Genomic DNA, 20,957 nt, shown 5'->3' with positions numbered 1-20,957 from the left:
TTGGGTCAGCTCGCATGGGTACCGGTTTGTTTTCATTCTTGTCACGTTCGGTCCCCCTTTTCCAGCGTGAACGGGGGTGGGAGTGCGTGATATTGCTGACACCACCAACTATGACCCTGTTACGTGTGGTTTGGGACACGCTCTGGGGAGAGTTGGGGGAGGAGACGTCACTTCTCAGCGTATCGGTGTTGGTGGGACTTGGTCAGGTGAAGTGGTGTGGACCAGTACGCAATAAAGAGGTTCAATAGTAGGCTAATCATGCGTGTGGACGGCGACAAGGTGTGCCACCATGCGTTAAGTTGGCAACACAGGTGAGTACGTCACCTCTCACAACGTTCGGAAGGATACATACAACTGTGGCAGCGACTGCTGGTTCCTCCCAGATTGATCGTCTGGGTTTCGCCCCTGGGCACATTGTCCAAGAGTACGGTTGGGGTGAGGATGTCGATGATGACCTCCGCCTAGAGATTGAGGAACTCGTTGGTAATGAACTTGTTGATGAGGACTACGACGACGTCACTGATGGTGTGATCGTGTGGTGGCGTGAGGATGACGGTGACCTCACTGACACTCTCGTGGACGTTCAAACGGTTCTTGACGATGGTGCATCGATTTGGTTGTTGACATTAAAACCTGGCCGTGATGGTCATGTTCCGCACTCAGACATCGAAGAAGCCGCGTCGACTGCTGGCTTGCACCCGATGTCGACGTTGTCAATTGCTGAGGATTGGTCGGCAACGAAGCTCGCGCACCGTGGTCGTGGGCGCTGAGCGTGTGTCCTTGTGACCACGGCTTTGTGAAGGACCTGTTGCCGTCTGTGCTGACAGTTGTGGCGGCGCTGTGATTGGTGTGGGGGCGCGCCCAGCCCAACGGGTGTTGCGCGATACTCATGGCACACCGTTTGCTGTGGGCGGTGTGATGCCACGGCCCATGTGCCTGGTGTTTCTCCCGTTCGCGTTCTCCCCGGTGTGTCACCGCGAGGTGGGCGGGCTCTCGGACCGTTTCCCTGCATTTTCCGATGCGGGAGTGGACTTGGTGTTCGTCACCTGCGACCCGCTGTTCTCGTTGAAAGCATGGGCGGAGCAGAACCGGTTTTCCGGAGTGTTCCTGTCAGACTTTTGGCCACACGGTGACCTGTCACGGGCCTTTGGTGTTTTTGACGAGACTGACGGGTTCGCGCATCGCGGCTCATTCCTGCTTGATGGCACAGGTGTTGTGCGGTGGTCCACACGTGTCGGTCGCGGCGAAAGCCGCGACCTTGACACGCACCTCGATGCGCTTGACGTGGTGAGACCTGGGTCAGCAACTTTTTTGCCGTAGCGAGTGCGATCAGCAACAACGCTTCATAGACTGACGGTATGACCACTGCATCGCACACCTCCACGACCGCGAAACTCAGTGCAGAAGGCGTCAGCATATGGCTTGACGATCTCTCACGCGATCACCTGAGAAGCGGTGACCTGGCCCACCTGGTCACGGAGCGTCACGTTGTCGGGGTGACCACCAACCCCACGATCTTCGCCCAGTCCGTGGCCGGAAGCGACGCATACACTGACGCGCTGCGCGCATCGGCAGGTCACCCCGCAGAGGACACCGCGTTCGCACTCATGGTCGAGGACGTCGCCCAGGCGTGCGACGTCCTTCACGAGGTGTATGAGCGCACACAAGGTGAAGACGGTCGAGTCTCCATTGAAGTGTCACCGCTGCTGGCCCGCAACACACAAGCAACCATTGACCAAGCCATCGACCTTGCACAACGCGTCGGTAAACCAGGGGTGATGGTGAAGATCCCCGCCACCAATGAAGGGCTCCCCGCGATCACCGAAGTGATCGCCCACGGCATCAGCGTCAACGCCACCCTCATCTTCTCCGTGGAACGCTACCGGCACGTCATCGACGCCTACCTGGCCGGACTCCAAGCAGCCCACAACGCAGGCCGCGACCTCAGCACAATCCGGTCAGTCGCATCGCTGTTTGTCTCCCGAATCGACACCGAAGTCAACAACCGCCTCACACACCTGGACGACCCACGCGCACAATCACTGATGGGACGAGTGGCAATCGCCAACGCACGCATCGCCTACGACGCATTCACCACCTACGCCTCCAGCCCCACCATGCTCGAACTCCTCGACCACGGCGCACACCTCCAACGGCCCCTGTGGGCATCAACAGGAGTCAAAGACCCACAACTGCGAGACACCCTCTACGTTGAAGCGCTCGTCGCCTCATCCGTGGTCAACACCATGCCCCGCGCCACCCTCAACGCATTCGCAGACCACGGCGAAGTGCGAGGAAACACCATTATCCGCGCCTACGACGACGCCTACTCCACACTCGAACAGCTCGCCGACCTCGGTGTCGACCTCACCGACGTCACCACCGTGCTCGAAGAACAAGGCGTGGAAAAATTCACCGCGTCCTGGAACGAACTCCTCCACACCATTGAGACACAACAAGCAACCCTCACCCCCAACCCATGACCCCGCGACATCATCCCACCCCCACACGTTACCGCTGGTAGCATGATCGCCGTGGACACCAACAACCAACCCGCCATGGGAACCCCGCGAGGACAACAAGCCAAAACTGACATTATTCGCGCCGCCATGGAACTATTCGGCGAGGTCGGTTTCCATGGGGCATCACTGCGAGACATCGCCGCACGCGCAGGAATGTCCCACCCCGGAATGCTCCACCACTTTCCCACCAAAACAGCGCTCCTCCAAGCCGTCCTCGAACGCCGCGACCACGAAGACGCAACCGTGGTCCAAGCCGAACGCGACACCGGCCGCACCCGCCTACAAGCCATGATCCACCTCATGGAACGCAACAGTGAACGCCGCCCCATTATTGAACTGTTCACCGCGCTCGCAGCGGAAGCGACCTCACCAGCTCACCCGGCGCACGGGTACTTCCTCAACCGGTATGACCAACTTGTCACCGTTGTGGAAGACGAACTTGTGCAGCACCAACAACGTGGCGAACTCAGGGAAGGCGTTAACCCGCACAGCGCGGCACGCACCATCATTGCGGTCATGGATGGACTACAACTCCAATGGCTCCTCACCACCGCGGACGGAAGCGAATCGCAGTTCTCCATGGCTGATGCGTTCCGAGCGCACCTCAATTCGTTACTGACCTGCGGGCTAAACTGTTCCCCCCAACCCTGACGGTCACACACACGGTAGGATCATCACCGTGACCCAGATCTCATATCCCGACAACACGATCGAACACCTGGATTGGTCGGCGGGGGCGTGGACACACGGACCAGCGGCCACACGTGTGTCACCTGACGGGGTTTTGTTCGCGGAAGCGGTGGAGGGCAGTGACGCGTGGCGGCACACCTCCTACGGGTTCGTGCACGCCACAGAACACGCACTCGTTGCACCGTTTGCCCCAGGCACTGCGATGGAGGTGGAGTGTGGTACACCGTTCACCCAGCAGTTTGACCAGGCAGGGATCTTCGTCAAGGTGTCCGAGGAACAGTGGGTAAAGGCGGGGATCGAGTTCGCTGACGGGGTACCCCAGATCGGCGCGGTGGTGACCAACGGGAAGTCGGACTGGTCTGCGTCACCCGCACCCCAGTGGGGGTCAACTCGCGTGACATTCCGGGTGAGCTGGACCAATAATGCACTCACAATCCGGGCACGCCGTGAGGGCACCAACTGGCAGTTAGTGCGCGTCCTCCCGTTCGACGCACGCGACCATGTGACCGCAGGCCCGTTCCTGTGTGCACCTACCCGAGCCGGACTTGAAGTGCCGTTCTACAAGTGGCGGATAACCCCACCAGACGAGTCATTGCACTAACACCGGGTTTGGTGCCACGCCACGAAGGTGTTCCTTACGTCGAGGACACCGCAATATGAAAGGTACAACCATGCACGTGACGCTCCCCACCGACTGCGGTAACGCGCCACGAATCGACATTGTTGGACAGTTTGCCGTGCACTGGGCCAAAGGGGACACTGACTTCCTCCAAGAATGGCTCACTGATGGCGCACACTGGGACGTTATTGGTCGGGCGACTTTGACTGCAGACGCGAGCCTGACTGAGGTGATTCCACCAATGACTCCCGAACGCGTTGAGGTCATCTCAGTGATCACACACGGGCGTCTTGCCTCCTGCGATGGGTACATTGAAGCTGGGAGCAGACGCATCAGTTTCAGTCACGTGTTCCGTTTTGCTAGCACCGCGAAAACATCCAAGATCGCAGAACTACGAAGCTACTGGATCGAATCACCCAACTAGGCTAATCACCGGCGAATGCTCAGCCCCGATGTGCGGTGATGGAGAGTTTTCTGGTGGACCTCTCTGAGTGGGAGTCCGAAAAATGCTCGCCCCTGTTGGAGCCGGGACGATGGGTTGCCGATCCCGCGCCTTCCGCGCGACCGCGATCCTCGATCGTCACGACGTGCCCGTCCGAGCGCACTACATGACGGAAAGTGATCTTGATCAAGCCCGCGCTCTGTACAAGTCAGGCAAATCACTCGCTGCGCTCGGCGCGCTCCTCGGTTTTGGCGCGCAAACGATTCGGACCCACCTATTCCGTGCGGGTGTGCAGATTCGAGGTGCACATGAGCGGAGATCAGCGTCCTAGGAGTAGAGCGGCGGACGCGGCGATGACCGCGAGCACCGTGCTCGCCACAGTGAGCAAGAATGTCCGCACGGCGAGTCTGTGACTCGCCTCAGCGAGTTCACGCATCGCCTTGGCGTCACACTCCTGCGCGCGCCGACTCAGTTCCTCGACTTAGTAGTTTGTGCCAACGACGGTGTGTTGTGCGCGCTCATCGTGCTCAGCGATCAACTGATCATCGGAGAGTGCGTGCAAGTCAGACAGCGAGCGGCTCACGCCACTACCTCCTGCGGCTCTTCAGGGGCTGTTCTGAATGCTCAAGGCTCTTGTGTCGCAGCCGGAGTAGTCAGCAGCAGCTCGCCGGCTTCGAGTCCTAGGACTTCACAGAGGCCCTCGAAGTGCTTTTCATCGATGACATACATGAACGTGAATACCGCGGCGATCGCGGCGTCAATCTCGTTCGGGTCGATGGCCACGTCACTTTCGGGGGACTCGGAGTGCGAGTTCGCGTGCGTAAATCGGGTGAGGTGTAGACGTAGTGCGTCCGGATCACCCCCGTACCCTTCGGCTGCGAGGCTGTCCGTCATCGACCGCATCGCTCCGGTGAAGTCTCTGACTGATGCCGGTTTCTTGAAAGCGATGAACGTCTCAAGCATCCTTCTCAGCACATTCGGGTACAGGAGCAATGCGTCGAGTTTCTTCTCCATCGACGAGTCCTCACGAAGGGCTACATGCGCTCGCGCGACGGTCAGGAAGGCGTGATGGTACGCCGAACGGATCTTCTTTCGCGCAACTTCGTTCGGCGGCCAGGCGATGATTTTCGGGCTTCGTTTCAGCGTTCCACGCACATCGCGGTAGGGCGCGATGAGCTCGTAGGTGTTCGAACGGAAACCGTGCTTGTTGCGCGGCCCGCGGTCACCTTTTAGCCCATCAATCTGAATGTCCCATTGCCTGAAGAGCTCGAAGTTGTGCGTCAGGAGGAAAATCTGCTCGATGTGCGCCTTCGACAAGGCCTCGCTCCAGATGTAGGTCGAGATACCCATCGACGATCCGCTATCGAGGCTCGATACCGGGTCGTCGATGACCACGACTGGCTTTCCCCCTTGTGCATCCGCGCGCTTCACTGCTTCGAGGAAATGAATGAGGGTGATCGCCGTTCGCTCCCCCGTACTCAAGCCGCGTGCGGGCTCGCCATGACGAGTCACGCGGTAGTGCTTGCCGTCAGCAAGCAACTCAAATGAGAGCTCGTTCCTGCCGAGGATTCGCGTGAGCTCCTTAGCCATCACCTCTGCACTAGGAAGGGGATCGCCCTCAACGTTCTCCAGCGCCGCGACCTCTGCGCGGTACCCCTGCGTCTTCGCCTCTATCTCAGACTTGGCTTTCACAGCGCTTTCAGCGCTGGCGACGAGATTGTCGACTTCGCTCTCTGCGCTCTTGAGAAGATGGAGCTCGACCTTCTTGGCAGCTTCCTGGACAAGAGTCGCGTGACGGTCGACCCGGCCGTTGTGGTCGGCAATGGACTTCTCGAGGGCGGCGCCATCGACGCTCGGCGCTCCGCTGACTACGTACTCGACTACGGCTACGACGTTCTTGCGCTTCTGTTCAAGAGCGCGGCGGAGTCCATCTAGCCAGGTGCTCATGACCGACGCCTCATTCAGCGCCTCCGCATGTGCTCGCTCGAACGCTATTCGCAGGTCATCAAACATCCCGGAAGCGAGGGAGCCATCTCCGAGGAGTCCACTGAGGCTACGTTGCATGCCTTCAACCTCTTCGATGAGCCCATCAAGCTTGCGCTGTAGCACTGTCACTTCGTCTGAGAAGTGCCGTTCAATCGCTGCCTTGCGCTCATCGGTCAGTTCGCTTCCACAGAAGATGCATTGGTCGAGTTCTGTGTGGATTCCCTGCCCAGCTTCGACCCAACTCGCAGCGTGGGGGTGGGCACGCAAGGTGTCGAGCACCTCGGACACCGGCGAGGCCGTGAGCGCGGCCTCTGCCTCGGTCGGCAAGTCATCGCGTGCTCGAAGAGAGAACGTGCGTGGGGCGATTCTCTGACGTTCGTCGGAGTTGACGGTTGCCAGTGCTGCCTCACGATCGGAGTCCGGGAGGAGCACCCATGCGGAGCGATCACCGGCGAAGCGGGTCTTCACCATGCGACTGCTGTAGTTACTATTGGACGCGTAGGATTTGCCCGCTCGGCTCAGCGCTGAAACGACCCCACGAGCAATAGAGATGTACGCCGTCTCCAGTGCTCGCTCCGCAGCTTGAGCATTGGCGCTCGCAGTGGGCAATGAATCCTCCGCGTCTTTGATCAATGTGCGCAGTTCCGCGATGCGTTTCTCATCTTCGACAGTCTGATCACCGAGCGTAAGCACCGCAGCCAACTCGGTATCGCCATCGAAGTTGTGGCTGCGTTCAACGTAGGCGTCGCTGAACACGAATAGCCGTTCAAACTCTGCGTCGTGCTGTTTGTTGCTCGTGCGTTCAGATGTTCCGTCCGGGCTGCACATCCGTATCGATGCGTTCGCGAAGCCTCCGCGCTCTAGTGTGAGGCCGTCGAGGGCTCGAGACAATGAAGTCTTGCCGGCACCGTTCGTGCCGTAGATCAGATTCACTCTCTCGAAGTCGGGCGTTGTCGCGTCCCAGCGGAAGTCTTCGAAGATTCCCGCGCTTGAAAGCGATTCGATACGTCTCAGCACTTGTCGCTCCCGATCGGTAGGACGGCGAAGAGTACGGCGAGCTGAATCTCGCGCTCCAGGTCGTCGGGGTGGCCGAGAATGTGATTCAGCCGCTTGGTTGGATCTGACGAACTGGATCCGACGCGCTTGTACGCCGCATGACGACGCACGGCCGTATCCACCTTGTCGAACACCGCACTGGCATCCTTGTTGTTAATGAATATGATCAGCGCGGCCTTCTCGTCGCGCCACGGCATGTAGCCGAGCAACTGGTCGATCGCGGCGCCAAGCGCCTTCGAGCCCTTCCACCACTTGCACTCGCCGACGAAGACGTGCCGGTCTTCAACCCTGACGAGGATGTCGGTCTTGCCCGACTTTACGAATGTCTCCCCGGTCGCAGCCCCTTGGAAGGTTCCGTTCAGCATCACCAACACGTAGTCGCGGAGTTCTTCCTCGTCCTTGCCTGCGACAACAGAAGGCGTTCGCTCCATTGACAGGAGAGCGGATGAAATCACCGATATGGCGTCTTCGTACTGCGCTTCTGTAAGCGCAGGCTCGTCGCGGTAAGGGGTCCGGTGCGATTGCCTCGTGGTCCCCTGAACTCCCATCCCCTTGCGCTTGAAGGGAACTTGTGCGGGAGCATCGCTCCTCTTCTTCAGGGGAAAGCCGAGTGCCCCAGCCAGGTCTCGCCGGTCCTGTAGGAGCTTCTTCCGGCTCTCGATGGCGGGCCGCAACTGCCGATCAAGCCCTTGGTTGAACGCCTGAACGTCGCGCGTGGAGTGACCCGCCATCGTCCGAATCTTGCCAATCTCACGATCGATGGCCTGCTTAGCTGCGTCGGCATTGGGTGCTGAGCCAGGCTGTTCGATGCGAACGGTGATTGTGCCGTTGCCAACCTGTGCATCGAATCGCGTGAGGAGGCGTTTTGACGGCGCGTAGTGAAGGAGTTCGGTGTCTCCGGTGAGCTCAAACACGGCGTGAATTCGGAACCCAGGTGACTTGTAGTAGGCCCGGTCGAACTGGTCGTATCGCTCGATCGTCACCTCAGCAACGCCGCCGTCGACTGCATCGGCACCAACGCTTAGGGCGTCGAGCGCGGCCGACTCCACAAGTTGCGAAACGAGGTCGTCGGTAGAGCGTGCGAGTACTTCGTCTTCCGGCATGGTCTCGAGCGACCGTTTCACGCTAGCCAGGCGCTTCGAGAGGAAGTCACGCAGTTCTCCGCGTGCGAACAAATCAGTCATGCGTCACCTCGCAAACTTTCTGGCTGTCGAGCAGCTTGATCTGCACCGGGTCGCATCGCAGCCACTATGATTACTCTGCCTTCCCAAGCCCGAAGAACCGCTCAAAGTACGCGCCGAGCTTCTCGATGACGCGTTGCTTCTTTTCCCTGTGTCCGCCGGCTGCGCTGAAGCGTGAGACGGGCGGGAGAACTTTGGTGATCGCGGTGCCGCTGGTGCGGATTGTGCCGTCGCGGAACGCGGTGTCGATGAATTTTCGTGTGTGGTCGCCGCGAAGGTTCTCTTCGGTGATGATCGCCTCAAGCTCGGCCTCACGGCGTGCAGTAATGAATGCTTGCCACTCGTCATCGATTGCTCCGTCAACTGTGACTCGGTCCACGAATTCTTCGATGAGGTCTCGTTTGTTGCGTAGTGATGGGCTGGCGTCAACGGCGCGTGAGATTTCGGTGCGTAATTCTTTGTCGTCGCCGTCACCGTGGGTTGTGCGGTATTTTTCGACGAGCATGAGGATGTAGTCAACATTGATCTCGACTTGTTTGATCAGTTCGATTTCGAAGACAACATCATCGTTGATGGTTTCTTTGTCAGAGTCGTTGTTTTTCCGGAACTCGGCGTGGAGGTCGAGGTAGACGCTTCGGAAGTTTTGTGATTGCCGTTCGGTGAGGATCTCATTGCCGGAGAAGTCGTCGAATGAGGTCAGAATGTTGGTGAGGCGCAAGATCGCACCGAACAGGGCAATGAAGTCCTTCTGGGCTTCCTCTCCAATGATTTGTTGACCTAATGGGAACCGGTCGAGGAGTTCTGTGACTTTTTCCGCGTAGTCGGTGTAGTAGTCCCCGTATGGTTTGAGGAGGACAATGCCGCGCGCATCCTTGTTGCCGAAAAGTTCAAGTGCTTTGTTGGTTTCTTCCTCAAGGTCACGGAAGGCCACGATATTGCCGTAGGTTTTCACCGAGTTGAGGATGCGGTTGGTGCGGGAGTATGCCTGGATTAGCCCGTGGGCACGGAGGTTTTTGTCGACGAACAGGGTGTTGAGGGTGGTGGCGTCGAATCCGGTGAGGAACATGTTGACCACGATGACGAGGTCGAGCTCACGGTTTTTGAGCCGCTGAGAGAGATCTTTGTAGTAGTTTTGGAATTTGTCGGCACTGGTGTCATAACTGGTGCCGAACGTGTCGTTGTAGTCCTGGATGGCGTGTTCCAGGAAGTTCCTGGCGTCGACTCCCAGCGAGTCCGTGTCGAATGCTTCATCATCGATGATGCTGTCGTCTGCCGCTTCGTTAGCCCCGTAGGAATAGATCAAACCGATCTTTAGCCTCTGGCTTGCAGGTAACTCGTCTTGTTGCACTTGGAAGTGGTTGTAGTATCGGCGTGCTGCGTCGATGGATGCGACTGCGAAGATCGCGTTAAAGCCTCGTACTCGCCGACGTTCCCGAACTGCTTCTGCTTGGCGTTGTGCGCGTGTGGATGCGGCAACGTTTGTTACCACAGAATGCTCGTAGCTTGAGGTGCGTTTGGTTTTCTGGTTGAAGTGTTCCAGCGTGTATTTGACGATTTCGCTGATACGTTCGGGGGCGAGCAGCGCACGTTCGGTGTCGATCGCGGACACTTGGGCGTCGGTGACATTGCCAACTTTGATGGTGTTGACGTAGTCGATGCGGAATGGCAGCACGTTTTTGTCGGTGATGGCGTCCACGATTGTATAGGTGTGGAGCTTGTCACCGAACGCTTGTTCAGTGGTTTTTAGGTGCGGGTTGCCACCAGAGCCTGCGTTGACGGCGAAGATTGGTGTGCCGGTGAAACCGAATAGGTTGTAGCGTTTGAACGCTTTTGTGATCGCAGTGTGCATGTCACCGAACTGTGAGCGGTGACATTCATCGAAGATCAGGACAATGTGCCCACTGTAAATCTCGTGCCCTTTGTTGGCGGCAATGAAGTTCGCGAGTTTCTGGATTGTGGTGATAATGATCCGTGCGTTCGGGTCTTCGAGCTGCTTCTTCAGGACCGCGGTCGAGGTGTTGGAGTTTGCGGAGCCTTTTTCGAAGCGGTCGTATTCGCGCATGGTTTGGTAGTCGAGGTCTTTGCGGTCGACCACGAACAGCACCTTGTTCACGCTTGGCATTTTCGATGCGAGTTGCGCGGTTTTGAATGACGTCAGGGTTTTACCTGACCCGGTTGTGTGCCACACATAACCACCGGCTGCGGTGGTACCGAGCGGCTTGTTATTACCTGGTGTGATTGACACGTCGATGCGCTGCAGGATCCGCTCTGTTGCAACGATCTGATACGGCCGCATCACTAGCAGGAGTCGGTCGGCTGTGAGGACGCAGTACCGGGTGAGGATGTTCAGAAGGGTGTGTTTCGCGAAGAACGTTTTTGCGAACGCGGTCAGGTCTGTGATCGGTTTGTTCTGTGCGTCTGCCCACCAGGAGGTGAATTCGAAGGAGTTTGACGTCTTCCGGCCTTTACCTGGTTTGGCGGCTTCTTTTAGGTGTGAGGAGCGGGTGGTGTTGGAGTAGTACTTCGTGAGCGTGCCGTTGGAGATCACAAACAACTGCACGTATTCGAACAGACCGGAGCCAGCCCAGAAACTGTCGCGCTGGTAGCGGTTGATCTGGTTGAACGCTTCGCGAATATCCACGCCTCGGCGTTTGAGTTCGATGTGCACCATGGGGAGGCCGTTGACTAGGACGGTCACGTCGTAGCGGTTGGCGTAGTTTGCGCCCCCTTCGCCGCTGCCAATCTCGTATTGGTTGATGACCTGTAGACGGTTGTTGTGGATGTTCTTCTTGTCTAGGAGCGTGATGTTCTTCGTTGAACCATCGTCACGCTTGAGGATCTGAACGTGGTCTTCTTGAATACGGACTGTTTTTTCAACGATGCCGTCATTCTTGCCTGCGACGCTTGTGGTGAAGAACCGCTCCCACTCCGAATCGGTGAACGTGATGCCGTTGAGCCCCTCAAGCTGACTACGAAGGTTCGCAACCAACTGTTCTTCAGATGTGACAGGTAGGTACTCGTATGCCTGAGATTCGAGAAGTCGTATCAGCTCTTGCTCGAGCGCTGACTCTGACTGGTACGCCGCCTGCGATGCCGCATCTGGGATGTATTCGGCTACGACGGTGCTCTCGGCCGAAACCGCAATCGGATCGTATTTACGTGCAACTGCGTCGATCATGGTGTCGCCTCCTCGAAAGTGAGCAACTTATCCCGGTAGTACTCGTACTGCTTGCGACGTGCAGCTAGCTCGGCCGGAAGGCCCACACTGATGTCGTTCACGAGTCTGTCGAAGTCATCGAGCCGCGCGGATACATTCTGCTGCACTATAAGACTCGGGATTGCTACTTGCTGCTCCTCAATTTCACGCACCCGCACATGAGGGACACCGCTCCCTGCCTTCATTCCGTGCAGCTCAGTCTGCATCGCTGTCAGGAGGTGATACGCATACCGCAGATCGAGGTGCTGTGGGTCTGGATGTATGCTGAACGCATCAGTCAAGAACGTCGGTCCGTGCCAGTAAGTAACTGCTCCTGCGTACGCGCCCGACCGTGCAATCACAAGAAACTCACCATCCCGATTGAACTCATCGTGGTAGGCAATCGGTTCTGGTCCATTGGCAACCACTGGATATTGCCCCTTGCGTGCTTGTCGCTTCGTGAACGCTGTTCCCCGCTTGAACGTCGAAACGTCCTTCAGGCGCACCCTTTCACGGGCATTGTCCGTATCGCCGAATATGAGGCTGTAGCGGTAGTGGGTGTACTGGCGCTTACGCGCCTCCAGCTCCGCCTCCAGCTCCGCCTCCAGCTCCGCCTCCAGCTCAGTGAACTGATCCAAGATCCGCACGATCTCACGCTGAACCTCCAGCGGTGGCACGGGAATCCGGATCCGTCGAAGCGTCGCCATGGAGATGCTCGCCACGGTTGATCCATCAGCCTGAGCCAAGATGCGATTTCGGACCAGCGATGAGTGGAGGACATAGATGAGGAATCGTGACTCGATTAGGTCGGGGCGCGGTGTGAGCGCGTAAACACCTTCCTTGATATTCCAGTCTCCCGGCAGCTGATCCACCAATGCAGTGCGCCCGATCGTTCCTGTGCCAGAGAACAGCACATCGCCCGCCTGCAACTTGGAACGCCGTTGGATTACCTCGAGACCAGCGTCATCCACGCGGTCAGTCTTGTCCGAACAGCGGATCACGAAGCCGCCTAGCTCACGGACGGTCACGTAGAAATTGGCTGATCCGGGAGTGTTCAGTTTGAAGTTCGTGCGCGGGTTCAGTCCCGTACGGAGCGCAGTGATCACGTCGCCAATCTCGCGAAGCTCGACTCCTACTGGGCAGTACTGTGCTACCAGTTCGTCGATGTGGCTCACTTGGTGCCCTCCAGGTCGGCGACGATGGCATCAATGGATGTCCGTAGTTCGGCTTGGCGGGCGACAATGCGGGCGATCTCGGCGTTGAGCTCGGTGATGTTGATGACTTCACGTGTGTCTTCGGCTTCAACATACGAGGACACGGCAATGTTGTAGTCATTCGCGGCGATCTCCTCATTCGAGATGAGTGCGACACGGTGGTCGACAGGAACACGCTGCTCAAGAGCATCGAGGATGTTCTTTTGGTGGTCGGGCAGGAGTTTGTTCTTGTTGCCCACTCGCTTGAACTCATTCGAAGCGTCAACAAAAAGCACCGCATTGTCAGCCTTGGACTTCTTCAACACGATAATGCACGTGGCGATCGTGGTTCCAAAGAACAAATCTGGTGGCAGCTGAATCACCGCGTCAACATAGTTATTGTCAACCAAATACTTGCGGATCTTCGCCTCAGCGCCACCACGGTAGAGCACACCAGGGAACTCAACAATCGCTGCTGTTCCATTCACGGCCAGCCACGACAGAATGTGCATCGTGAAGGCAAGGTCAGCCTTTGACTTCGGCGCAAGCACACCTGCTGGTGCGAAGCGTTCGTCGTTAATGAGGAGAGGGTTCGCGTCACCCTCCCACTTAATCGAATACGGCGGGTTGGACACGATCGCTTCAAACGGTTCATCATCCCAATGCTGCGGGTCAGTGAGGGTGTCACCATGAGCGAGTGAGAACTTCTCATAGTTCACGTCATGCAAAAACATGTTGATACGCGCAAGGTTGTACGTGGTCAGGTTGATTTCCTGCCCATAGAACCCACCCACGTTCTCTTTGCCGAGCACCTTCGCGAACTTCAGCAGCAGCGAACCTGACCCTGCCGCCGGGTCATACACCTTATTGACACGCTTCTTGCCAGCAACCGCGATCCGCGCCAACACCTCAGAGACTTCCTGCGGCGTGTAGTACTCGCCACCGGACTTACCAGCCTGTGAGGCGTACATTTGCATGAGGTATTCGTAGGCGTCACCAAACAGGTCAATCGAGTTATCTTCAAAATTGCCCAGCGGGAGGTCACCGATCGCATCAAGGAGCTTCACAAGCTTCTCGTTACGCCTGGCCACCGTGTTACCGAGCTTGGAGCTGTTCACGTCAAGGTCGTCGAACAGGCCCTTGAGGTCGCCTTCGCTTTCCGTGCCGAGCGCTGACCCTTCAATATCTTTGAAGACCCGCTCCAGCGTCTCGTTGAGGTTAGGATCAGTGGCGGCGTTACGCCGAACGTTCTGGAAGAGATCCGAAGGAAGAATGTAAAAACCCTTCTCCTCAACGGTCTCCTTGCGGCCAAACTCAGCTTGAGCATCGGGAAGTCGAGCATAGTCAAAGCTGGCGTCACCAGCCTTATGTTCCGCCTTGTTGAGGTAGGCCGTGAGGTTCTCAGAGATGAACCGGTAAAAGAGCATACCGAGCACGTAGGTTTTGAAGTCCCAGCCATCGACGCTACCGCGAAGGTCATTCGCGATCCGCCAAATGGTTTTGTGAAGCTCTGCTCGTTGGGATTCTTTTGTGGTCGGGCTCATGGTTGGACTGTTTCCTCCGTGCAGGTCAAGCAGCAATGATTGAGTTCTGTGGTTAACAATAGCGGCACTGACTGACACTGAAGCCACGACCTGCCGCGCATGACATACTCCGCACAGGCGGAACAAACCGACCAGACCGTATCAACCGAAACACCATAGCCCCCGGAAGAACAACAAAGGCCGGAACCTGGTGGTTCCGACCTTAACGATGTGCTGTGATGAAGAGTTTTCTGGTGGGCCCAGAGGGACTCGAACCCCCGACATCCACGGTGTAAACGTGGCGCTCTAGCCAACTGAGCTATAGGCCCGCGTCACACAGGGTGTTCCGCTGGTGGGCGGTGTGTGACAACGAAGAAAACTTTACCTGGTGTGACCGGGCATTGCCTAACGGGATGAGAGTAATGCGCACCACATGGGGGTGGCCGTTAGGCTGGTGGGATGACACACGACCAACTGAACGAAGCGACCCTTGGTCAGGTTATTGACGTCCTTGAGGGTTTGTACCCGCCTCGGCTTGCGGAGGATTGGGATCATGTTGGTCTCACGGTGGGGGACCGCACCGCCCCGGTGCGGCGTATTTGTTTCGCTGTGGATGCCACCTATGCGACCATCACGGAAGCGTTGGATTGGGGTGCTGACCTGTTGGTCACGCACCACCCGTTCTTGTTTTCACCGGTTCATTCGGTGTCGACGGACACCGACCGCGGCCACTTGGTTCACCAACTCATTGCTGGGGGGTGTGCCCTGTTTTCTGCGCACACGAACGCGGACGCCGCCCCTGGTGGGGTTGCGGACGCTCTTGCCACCATTGCTGGCCTGGAGGACACCACCCCGCTGGTGCCGGACGCGAACGACCCAACCTGCGGGTTGGGGCGCATCGGGAAGCTGGAAGCCAGTGTCACGCTGAACGAACTGGCCCAGCGCATCGCCAGTGCGCTTCCTGCCACCGCTCAAGGGGTGCGGGTCGCTGGTGATCTGGGTGCCCGTGTGCAGCGGGTCGCGGTGTTGGGTGGGTCTGGGGCGTCACTGTTAGCCTCCGCTGTGAACGCCAACGCGGATGTGTACATCACCTCAGACTACAAACACCATGACGCGCTTGACGCCCGTGAAGCAGCCCGACACCGTGCCACCACCGGGGCCACCCCGCGCGACACCCCCTACCTCATTGACACAGCACACTTCGCCTCAGAATGGCCGTGGCTGACCGGCGCCGCCCACGCCGTGACACAAGCAATGAGCGCACAGGGATATAGCATGGAGACGTGGGTATCCACACTGAACACCGACCCGTGGACCACCCGGGTCACTGCACCCAACCACAGCCAGTAACACCCCCGCCGCCCATCACCACACCACTCAATTCAAGGACCTCACATGCCACAAGCCCCCGTCGCCGACCAACGCCGTCTCCTTGACGTGCAAAGCCTGGACACCCACCTCACCCAACTGCGCCACAAACGCAACACCCTTGAGGTTTTGGCGACCATCACCGAACTCCAGTCCCGCCTCGAGGACACCGCAACAGCCCTCGCTCACTCCCGCACCCGCGCCAGCGACCTCACCCGCGAACTCACCAAAGCCGAAGACGACGTCACCCAAGTCACCACCCGCCTCACCCGTAACCAGCAACGCCTCGATACAGGTGCAGTGTCCGCGAAAGACGCGCAAGCGCTCATGCACGAAATCACCTCCCTCACCACACGCCAAGCCGAACTCGAAGACGTCCAAATCGACGTCATGGAACGCCTTGAAGCACACCAAGAAGCGCTGGGCACAGTGGAAAACGCCCACGCTCAACTAGTCAGTGCGCTCGCGGATGCTGAGCAGGACCGGGACGCCCAGTTCGCGGCAATCGACCAGGAGATCGCGCAGATCACCGCGCGCCGGCAGGACGCCGTTGCCGGGATTGACGATGCGCTCCTTGCGTTATACGAGAAGATCCGCACCAGCCGTGGCGGGGTGGGCGCTGCGTTACTTGAGGGGCGCCAGTGCGGTGGGTGCCGTCTTGACTTGAATGCGGGGGATCTTGACGCGATTCGTTCTGCTTCTGCTGAGAGTGTGGTGCGGTGTGAAGAGTGTGGCCGCATCCTGGTTCGCGATTAGCATCGAGGGTGCAGGGGTCACTGGGTGGGGGAGGGGACAAGGAGTTCCAGGGTCCAACTCACCCCAGGTCCTTGGCGCAATGTGACGTCAAGGAAGTGGTCGCAGGTGGAGGCCGCTTGCGCCACTTCGTCCGCTGTGGTTGGAGCAGCCTCGGTTCGGGTAAGAAGATGGTGAGTGAGCACACCACGCGCATGTTTCGCATTGTGTGACACTGCTTTGCGAACCCCGTTGATCTCAGTGAACGCTTTGACAGTGACCCATTGGGTTGACGCTGACTGTGGCGGTTTCCATGCGTTGGCATACGCCGCTGACCGCGCATCAATCATGACATCACCAGCGCAGCGTTCCTCAAGGATGGGGGCCAGGTGCGGGCGCCAATAGGCGGCCAACGCCCCGAGCGAACCGAGTTTGGTGGCCATGGACAATCGGTAGGCGGGGATGCGGTCATCAGGCCGTACCAACCCCCACAGTGCAGACAACGTCAACACACTGTCGTGGGCGCGTACACGCGCATGGGCGGGTAACGAATTCAGGTGGGCCGCGGTGTAAAGGACCCCGGTGTACACCTGCGCTGCTGGCCCTGCAGGCTCATCGGCGAGGGTGATGTTGCGGGCAACATCACCGGCAAGGGAGGGGCCAACACCCAAAGCAGACAGCGCATCGGGTTGCGCGGACACGCGGCGCAACTGGTGAAGAACCTCTGATCGAGGCGCCCACAGTTGTGGAGCCACAAGTGAGTCAAGGTCAACGGGTGCCCCACTGGGTGCGGGGGTTTTTCCTTCGGAGGGGGGAAGCAAGATCAACACCATGCCACGATACCTGTGCTGGCAGACAGAGTATGCGCAACCATGGTGCTGAGCAGGACAATTGCCACAGGGCGGTAAGGCAGGTCACACAAGGCAAGGTGCGAATCGTGACTGCCACCCAGTACGCTAAAGAGGCGGATGAGACGACCAGACGGCCGCGGGAGCGATGCTCCTGAGGAACGTCCGGGCTCCACAGAGCAAGGTGGTGGGTAACTCCCACCCAGGGTGACCTGCGGGAAAGTGCCACAGAAAACAGACCGCCCACCACGTGTGGGTAAGGGTGAAACGGTGGTGTAAGAGACCACCAGCATGCCAGGTGACTGGCGTGGCTAGGTAAACCCCACCTGGAGCAAGGCCAGACAGGACACAATGACGCTGCTCGTTGAGTGTCCGGGTAGGCTGCTAGAGCGATGCGGTAACGCACCGTCGAGATGGATGGCCGTCACCTTCGGTGAGTGATCACCATGAGGGACAGAACCCGGCGTATCGGTCGTCTCATCCGTCTTCGCGCACCGTGTATAAGTCTTGGCCACCTCATGTCTCCTGTGGGGATGAACTTTGTTGTTCCCCGCGTTCTCTTGGCTCGCTACTGGTGTTAGCGGGCGTATGGTGTTCTCGTTTACCAGTTGTCAGAGAGGCGCATCGTGAGTACACCGCACCAGTTTTCCGACCACCCTGAGACGACCGGGACCGGGCAAGCCCCACATGGACCGGCCACCGGCCAGTTTCCCCAGACGGAGGAGCACGCGCTCCAGGTGCACCAGAACGAGATTCTGCGTCAAGGTTTCAGTGAACTCATTACCCTGGAAAGAACACGCAATCGCAGGCTCGCAAAGATTGCGTCGTTTCTTCTTCCGTGGACGATTATTGGGTGGGCGATCATTATCTCCACTGTTGTCGGCGTGATCTTGTCCATTGTCGGAGTGCTCCAGGTCAACGAGTGGATGAACGGGGCCTAGCAGGGGGAAACTCTGGCTTTCACAGCCACGGCACAAATAGCCGTTCACTGTGAGTGGGGTCATAGAAAACTGGTGGACTGGCGGGTGTAAGGATCGGGTTGCCGCCAACATAAAGTGAGTAGTGGCCCCGGGATGCGCGACCCGGGGCCCCCTTTTTTTGGTCACGGTTGCCGTCAAGGCGGTGCCCAGGTTTGCAATCCATGGCTCAGTGCCTACGGGCGAAAAATTGACCAAATCACGAGGAAACCCGCAGGTCGTCAACCCGCCGTAGAGATTTGCTTGCGAATGTGACGATTTTCTTGGCCTGACGTGTCATGATGGGGTGCATGGGTACATGAATGAAGCAGGAAACGAAACTTGCTTGGGTAAAGTTCTTGCAAACTGGCTTTACCATGATTAGGGTAAAAGTAGACTTGGTCCCACAGGTGTGATCGGGGAGAGGAATATGACGCAGAGCGTGAACGACACCCTACTTCAAGAAGAAGGCGCCATCGAATGCACGGTGGCTGCGGGGCGTAGCGTCATTTCGCTTCATGAACCAATCACCATGTCGGCGCGAGATCAAGCAAGTAGTGTTCTGGCTACAGTGCTGATCGCAGCCCGCCCAGTCACACTCGATGTGACAGGTGCAGCCGAGAAAAATCCCATTGCACGGTCCTTCATCGCAGCAACAGTGCATGCATGCAAGGAAGCAGGAATTCCCATCACTGTGGTGGGGGCACCGGCGCACATCCGCTCAACACAAGCGGCCTAGTAGCCACCGGCAAAGAAAGGGTGTCCGCGGAGTCCAGGCCGCGGACACCCTTTCCTTGATGGTTTAGCCTTTCTTCTCCTTCTTGTGAGCCTTCTTTGACCTTTTCGCGGTCTTTCGCTCATACCGTAGTCGGTCGGCAGCAAACGCTGCGGCACCAGCAATACCAGCAGCGTTCAGAAGCTGCGCTGGAATGATCGGTGCACGAAGGGACAAGAGCGGAAGGAACTCTTCGTGCCGTTTAGAGACCCCACCGCCGACAACAAACAGGTCAGGGGACAAGAGAAGTTCTACATGGGAGAAGTAGCGTTGTAGGCGCGTGGCCCACTGCTCCCAGTCAAGGTCTTCGCGTGAACGCGCTGAATCGGCGGCACGGGACTCTGCGTCAAACCCATCAATTTCCAGGTGGCCGAACTCAGTGTTGGGAACTAGGTGCCCCTCGACAATAAGAGCAGAACCAATTCCTGTGCCAAGGGTGGCAAGGAAGATCACGCCGGTCTCATCGCGGGCTGCACCAAATGTTGCTTCCCCAAACCCTGCTGCGTCCGCGTCGTTGACGGCGTGAACACGTCTGCCCAGGACATCACTGAGTTGTTGTTCAATGTTGACGCCCACCCAGGAGTCATCAAGGTTCGCCGCCATACGGACAACCCCATGGTCAATGGGCCCAGGAAACGCCACCCCAATCGGTGTGGAATCATCAATGGTGAATTCGGAGCACAACTCACCAACAATCGCGGCCACAGCCTGGGGTGTGGATGCGTCTGGGGTTGGGATTCGTACGCGATCAGCAAGGAACTCACCGGTGGTGAGGTCAACGGGAGCGCCTTTGATGCCGCTTCCGCCGATGTCGATGCCAAAACCGACAGTGGGTTTACTCATGGCAGTGTTAATACCTCCACGCCGTCTTCAGTGACGACCATTGTGTGTTCGAACTGTGCGGACCGTTGGCGGTCCTTGGTGACAACAGTCCACTCGTCATCCCAGACATCGGCATCAATGGTGCCGATTGTCAGCATGGGTTCGATCGTGAAGACCATTCCGGGTTCCATGACGGTGTCGTACAGTGGCGCAGAATCGTAGTGCGGAATGATGAGGCCGGTGTGGAAGGCCTCTCCCACACCGTGTCCGGTGTAGTCGCGCACTGACCCATAACCAAAACGGGCCGCATACTTTTCAATGACACGCCCAATGACGTTAACTTCTCGTCCCGGTTTGACGGCCTTGATTCCACGGTTGAGTGCTTCTTTGGTGCGTTCTACCAGGAGGCGTGATTCCTCGTCGACGTCACCGACAAGGAAAGTGGCGTTGTTGTCCCCGTGGACACCGTGGATAAACGCTGTGATGTCGATATTGATGATGTCGCCGTCAACTAATTCGGTGGAATCGGGGATGCCGTGGCAGATCACTTCGTTCAGTGAGGTGCACAAGGATTTGGGGAAGCCACGGTACCCCAGTGTGGAAGGGTAGGCGCCGTGGTCGAGGAGAAATTCGTGGCCGATGGCGTCGAGTTCGTCCGTGGTGATGCCTGGGCGCACAGCGTTGCCCACTTCGCGTAGTGCTTGCGCGGCGATGCGTGAAGCAATCCGGATGTTCTCAAGAACGTGGGGAGCGGGGATGTGAGATCCAGTGAACTGTGCTGGTCCTGGTTTTCCCACATATTCGGGTCGAGTGATGTGAGAAGGTACAGCCCGCCATGGTGAGACAGTCCCAGGGGTGAGCGGGTCGTGGGTGGAGCGCTTCGCAGACATGAAGACCATTCTAGGGTGGTTCTTCCTGCGGTGGGGGACAGAGCGCGGCGTGGGGCGCGCTGGTCAGATTGTGAACAGGCAACAATCGGTGGCGCACGGCAAGATGGTTTGTGCGATGAGGCGTGACAACGTGCAGGCAAAACAGTGTGTTCTGCGGT

The 20,957-nt window shown here is 58.1% G+C and carries 19 protein-coding genes, 1 tRNA gene and 1 other RNA gene; 12 read left to right on the top strand and 9 right to left on the bottom strand.

Features of this window, described 5'->3' with window-relative positions; genetic code table 11:
- The first annotated feature begins 356 nt into the window (after nt 1-356).
- From JDEN_RS07595 to JDEN_RS07565, 7 genes are all read left to right on the top strand, one after another.
- Nucleotides 357-770 (top strand): DUF3052 domain-containing protein, encoded by a 414-nt coding sequence (locus tag JDEN_RS07595; RefSeq protein ID WP_015771787.1) that lies wholly within the window; start codon nt 357-359, stop codon nt 768-770.
- Nucleotides 771-840: 70 nt separating this feature from the next.
- Nucleotides 841-1,320 (top strand): redoxin domain-containing protein, encoded by a 480-nt coding sequence (locus JDEN_RS07590; RefSeq protein WP_015771786.1) that lies wholly within the window; start codon nt 841-843, stop codon nt 1,318-1,320.
- Between the two features lie 38 nt (nt 1,321-1,358).
- A complete protein-coding gene (tal, locus tag JDEN_RS07585; protein ID WP_015771785.1) occupies nt 1,359-2,483 on the top strand; it encodes a transaldolase in 1,125 nt (374 codons plus the stop codon).
- Nucleotides 2,484-2,525: 42 nt separating this feature from the next.
- On the top strand, nt 2,526-3,173 hold the full coding sequence (locus JDEN_RS07580; protein WP_015771784.1) for a TetR/AcrR family transcriptional regulator: 648 nt from the start codon (nt 2,526-2,528) through the stop codon (nt 3,171-3,173).
- Nucleotides 3,174-3,201: 28 nt separating this feature from the next.
- Nucleotides 3,202-3,813, top strand: coding sequence for a DUF1349 domain-containing protein (locus tag JDEN_RS07575; protein WP_015771783.1), 612 nt, complete (start codon nt 3,202-3,204; stop codon nt 3,811-3,813).
- Between the two features lie 55 nt (nt 3,814-3,868).
- Nucleotides 3,869-4,255 carry a nuclear transport factor 2-like protein gene (locus JDEN_RS07570; RefSeq protein WP_015771782.1) on the top strand — a complete coding sequence of 129 codons (387 nt, stop codon included), beginning with the start codon at nt 3,869-3,871 and terminating at the stop codon, nt 4,253-4,255.
- A gap of 82 nt (nt 4,256-4,337) precedes the next feature.
- Nucleotides 4,338-4,604 (top strand): helix-turn-helix domain-containing protein, encoded by a 267-nt coding sequence (locus JDEN_RS07565; protein WP_015771781.1) that lies wholly within the window; start codon nt 4,338-4,340, stop codon nt 4,602-4,604.
- A 293-nt stretch (nt 4,605-4,897) separates the two neighbouring features.
- Here JDEN_RS07565 and JDEN_RS07560 read toward each other — a convergent pair whose 3' ends face one another.
- From JDEN_RS07560 to JDEN_RS07535, 6 genes are all read right to left on the bottom strand, one after another.
- Nucleotides 4,898-7,276, bottom strand: a complete 2,379-nt coding sequence (locus JDEN_RS07560; protein WP_015771780.1) for an ATP-binding protein — start codon at nt 7,274-7,276, stop codon at nt 4,898-4,900.
- Nucleotides 7,270-8,499 (bottom strand): hypothetical protein, encoded by a 1,230-nt coding sequence (locus tag JDEN_RS07555; protein WP_015771779.1) that lies wholly within the window; start codon nt 8,497-8,499, stop codon nt 7,270-7,272. Before JDEN_RS07555 ends, JDEN_RS07560 begins: the two co-directional genes overlap by 7 nt.
- A 70-nt stretch (nt 8,500-8,569) precedes the next feature.
- Nucleotides 8,570-11,674 (bottom strand): type I restriction endonuclease subunit R, encoded by a 3,105-nt coding sequence (locus JDEN_RS07550; RefSeq protein WP_015771778.1) that lies wholly within the window; start codon nt 11,672-11,674, stop codon nt 8,570-8,572.
- On the bottom strand, nt 11,671-12,867 hold the full coding sequence (locus tag JDEN_RS07545) for a restriction endonuclease subunit S (protein ID WP_015771777.1): 1,197 nt from the start codon (nt 12,865-12,867) through the stop codon (nt 11,671-11,673). Before JDEN_RS07545 ends, JDEN_RS07550 begins: the two co-directional genes overlap by 4 nt.
- The gene (locus tag JDEN_RS07540) at nt 12,864-14,429 is read right to left on the bottom strand and encodes a type I restriction-modification system subunit M (protein ID WP_015771776.1); all 1,566 of its coding nucleotides are present in this window, start codon (nt 14,427-14,429) and stop codon (nt 12,864-12,866) included. The genes JDEN_RS07545 and JDEN_RS07540 overlap by 4 nt, the downstream gene beginning before the upstream one ends.
- 231 nt (nt 14,430-14,660) lie before the next feature.
- Nucleotides 14,661-14,737 (bottom strand) — tRNA-Val (locus JDEN_RS07535).
- Nucleotides 14,738-14,867: 130 nt separating this feature from the next.
- Here JDEN_RS07535 and JDEN_RS07530 point away from each other — a divergent pair.
- Together JDEN_RS07530 and JDEN_RS07525 are read left to right on the top strand one after the other, a co-directional pair.
- The gene (locus tag JDEN_RS07530) at nt 14,868-15,758 is read left to right on the top strand and encodes a Nif3-like dinuclear metal center hexameric protein (protein WP_015771775.1); all 891 of its coding nucleotides are present in this window, start codon (nt 14,868-14,870) and stop codon (nt 15,756-15,758) included.
- Nucleotides 15,759-15,803: 45 nt separating this feature from the next.
- On the top strand, nt 15,804-16,532 hold the full coding sequence (locus tag JDEN_RS07525) for a zinc ribbon domain-containing protein (RefSeq protein ID WP_015771774.1): 729 nt from the start codon (nt 15,804-15,806) through the stop codon (nt 16,530-16,532).
- Between the two features lie 17 nt (nt 16,533-16,549).
- Here the strand turns inward: JDEN_RS07525 and JDEN_RS07520 are convergent, their stop codons facing one another.
- Nucleotides 16,550-17,338, bottom strand: coding sequence for a YaaA family protein (locus JDEN_RS07520; RefSeq protein WP_041288331.1), 789 nt, complete (start codon nt 17,336-17,338; stop codon nt 16,550-16,552).
- A gap of 139 nt (nt 17,339-17,477) precedes the next feature.
- On the opposite strand from JDEN_RS07520, the gene rnpB reads away from it, so the two are divergent.
- The 3 genes from rnpB (at nt 17,478) to JDEN_RS07510 (ending at nt 19,051) form a co-directional block, all read left to right on the top strand.
- Nucleotides 17,478-17,840, top strand: an RNA gene (gene rnpB / locus JDEN_RS13295) — RNase P RNA component class A.
- Nucleotides 17,841-17,982: 142 nt separating this feature from the next.
- Entirely contained in the window at nt 17,983-18,297 is a 315-nt protein-coding gene (locus JDEN_RS07515; RefSeq protein ID WP_015771772.1) for a hypothetical protein, read from the top strand.
- Between the two features lie 445 nt (nt 18,298-18,742).
- Nucleotides 18,743-19,051: an STAS domain-containing protein gene (locus tag JDEN_RS07510; RefSeq protein ID WP_015771770.1), complete on the top strand. Its 309-nt coding sequence runs from the start codon at nt 18,743-18,745 to the stop codon at nt 19,049-19,051.
- 63 nt (nt 19,052-19,114) lie between these two features.
- Here JDEN_RS07510 and ppgK read toward each other — a convergent pair whose 3' ends face one another.
- Nucleotides 19,115-19,930 (bottom strand): polyphosphate--glucose phosphotransferase, encoded by an 816-nt coding sequence (gene ppgK, locus JDEN_RS07505; RefSeq protein ID WP_015771769.1) that lies wholly within the window; start codon nt 19,928-19,930, stop codon nt 19,115-19,117.
- Nucleotides 19,927-20,799, bottom strand: a complete 873-nt coding sequence (map, locus tag JDEN_RS07500) for a type I methionyl aminopeptidase (RefSeq protein WP_041288329.1) — start codon at nt 20,797-20,799, stop codon at nt 19,927-19,929. The genes ppgK and map overlap by 4 nt, the downstream gene beginning before the upstream one ends.
- Nucleotides 20,800-20,957 lie beyond the last annotated feature (158 nt).

It is taken from the genome of Jonesia denitrificans DSM 20603 (assembly GCF_000024065.1).
Lineage (GTDB): Bacteria > Actinomycetota > Actinomycetes > Actinomycetales > Cellulomonadaceae > Jonesia > Jonesia denitrificans.
This window is presented reverse-complemented; position numbering and strand designations above follow the sequence as displayed.